We start from the raw sequence: 2,351 nt of genomic DNA on the forward strand, positions 1-2,351 counted from the left end.
CCGGCCCAACCGGTGCGACCGGTCCAACGGGAGCCACGGGTCCAACCGGAGCAACAGGAGGCACCGGCCCAACAGGAATTACGGGCCCAACCGGCCCAACCGGTCCAACGGGAGCCACGGGCCCAACCGGAGCGACAGGAGGCACCGGCCCAACAGGAATTACCGGCCCGACCGGTCCAACAGGAGCCACTGGTCCAACGGGAGCAACAGGAGGCACCGGCCCAACAGGAATTACTGGCCCCACTGGTCCAACGGGAGCCACGGGTCCAACCGGTCCAACAGGGAATACGGGTTCTACAGGCCCAACAGGAGCTACCGGTCCCAATGGTACAGGTGCATTGGCATTTAGTAATACTGCAGGAAATATTGCTGTCTATCCGCCTTTAAATACAGAAGTAAGTGTATCAACCGTTTCTGCGGCTTTGACATTGAATAATCGAGTGAAAATAGATTCCGCAAATAGCTTGTCATATGTTACTACAGCCAACTACGCCCTTAGTGCTGAATCTAGATTGTATCGTAATGGGGTATTACTTGAATCACGTCCGCTTAATCGAAGTGGTTCAGGAGCGGGTACTCAGTCTTTTACATTATCAGATACTTTTGTAGATACTGCTCCGGCGACGGCCACTACCACTTATGAAATTCGTATTATAACAACAGCCGCAACAAATGTGACATCTGGAACAGCTTCTGTTCGAAATATTAACTTGCTCATTTTCTAGACTTTAATCAAAGGCAGCCTTGAGATTTCGAGGCTGCCTTTGGGGTAAATCTATTTCTGGTTAAATTACTGGGTTTTTTACGAACTAGTATTTAACTTTTAATTGATAGAACAAATACCCTTACGATCGTTGCTACTTTTCATACTGTTTCATTCTGCTGATATCTGAGTCCTTATTACCGTTTTGATTAGTATAACTTTCAAAGAAGAGATAATTTCCGCTAATGATAAGAAACTAGATGTCGGAATTTTTTGTTCTGAAAATAGATAATTATTTAGATACACGCACCTCCTCATAAAGATAAGTCCTAAGAAGAATTAACCCCTTTAATTTCACTGGATGCTCAGACCTATATTTGCTAGACATGGTCCCCACCCGGTGGGAATGTCAGCCAATATACTAATTCCTATGCGCGTTTGTTTCTTGAGAGTAGAAAATAAGAGATAAAAAGAAGAGTGTCATCGGAAATCAATCCCATGTCGTCCTGCTTATTTTGGGTTATGTTAAGAATTATTCTTCATTCTCATGCTAGTAATTATTTATTTAATATTACAATATCTATATCATAAAAATAGTATATTAATATAGTTTTGTTTTAAGAGATGTACAAAGAAGATCTTACACTTATTTGGAGATAAATATAGGGTTTTCTTTCTGATTTACATAATATTGAAAAGCAAAATCAGTCCTAGATAAATTATTAAGTATCATCTTTTCATAATTATAAAGATAATTACTTCGGTTTTATTACTGATGTTTAATAATACAGGAAAGATTAATTAAGTGTTTATTTTTATAATATATTAAATTATTGAAAGCTATTCCTTCCATTTTTGTGTCAAGGGCCCATCTTTGTGATTATGAAACAAGTCATTTCATTGTCATACTATAGTAGTGTAGTGAGCTTTTTATGCTCATGCATTTTTTTACCGTTTGACATAGAAAGGAGAACATTCTCTATGAGCAATATAGCATTACAAATAGAACGTGTTTCAGCTGGTACAGTAGCTGCTAATGCTAATGTGATTTTCGAAAACATTGTTTTTTTGTCAGGAAATATTAGCTACAATACTGCAACAGGTGTTATAACATTTAATGAACCAGGGAGATACGTGATAAACTGGTGGGTTGCAACGCAATCTACTCAATCGAGTGGGGTGGTATTTGCATTAGCTTCTTCCCAAGGAGACTTACTGGAAGGTAATTCTCCAATTAAAACAGGAGAAGTAGTTGGTTTTGGAATTATAGAAATCACCACCGCACCACAAACTTTATCTTTAATTAATGCCAGCACTGACGAAGTATTCTATGCTGTTACTGTTCCATTAACGGCTACTCTTGTCATTGTTGAAGATGATATTACTGGTGAAGGATCAACTGGTCCGACGGGCCCAACAGGAGCAACCGGTCCAACGGGAGATACAGGAGCGACCGGTCCAACAGGAGCTACAGGAGCGACTGGCCCAACAGGAGCTACAGGAGCGACAGGTCCAACAGGAGATACGGGAGCGACAGGCCCAACGGGAGCGACAGGAGCGGCCGGTCCAACAGGAGACACAGGAGCGACCGGTCCAACAGGAGCGACAGGTCCAACGGGAGATACGGGAGCGACCGGTCCAACAGGAG

Annotated in this window: 1 protein-coding gene and 1 pseudogene; both read left to right on the top strand. The window is 41.9% G+C overall.

What is annotated here, in order from left to right; all coding sequences use genetic code 11:
• A partial coding sequence (locus T546_RS25760; protein ID WP_026893484.1) for a hypothetical protein occupies nt 1-725 on the top strand: 725 nt, incomplete at its 5' end.
• Between the two features lie 959 nt (nt 726-1,684).
• Nucleotides 1,685-2,351, top strand: a pseudogene (locus T546_RS25765) (collagen-like protein); the annotation flags it as partial.

It is taken from the genome of [Clostridium] aerotolerans DSM 5434, assembly GCF_000687555.1.
GTDB classification, from domain to species: domain Bacteria; phylum Bacillota; class Clostridia; order Lachnospirales; family Lachnospiraceae; genus Lacrimispora; species Lacrimispora aerotolerans.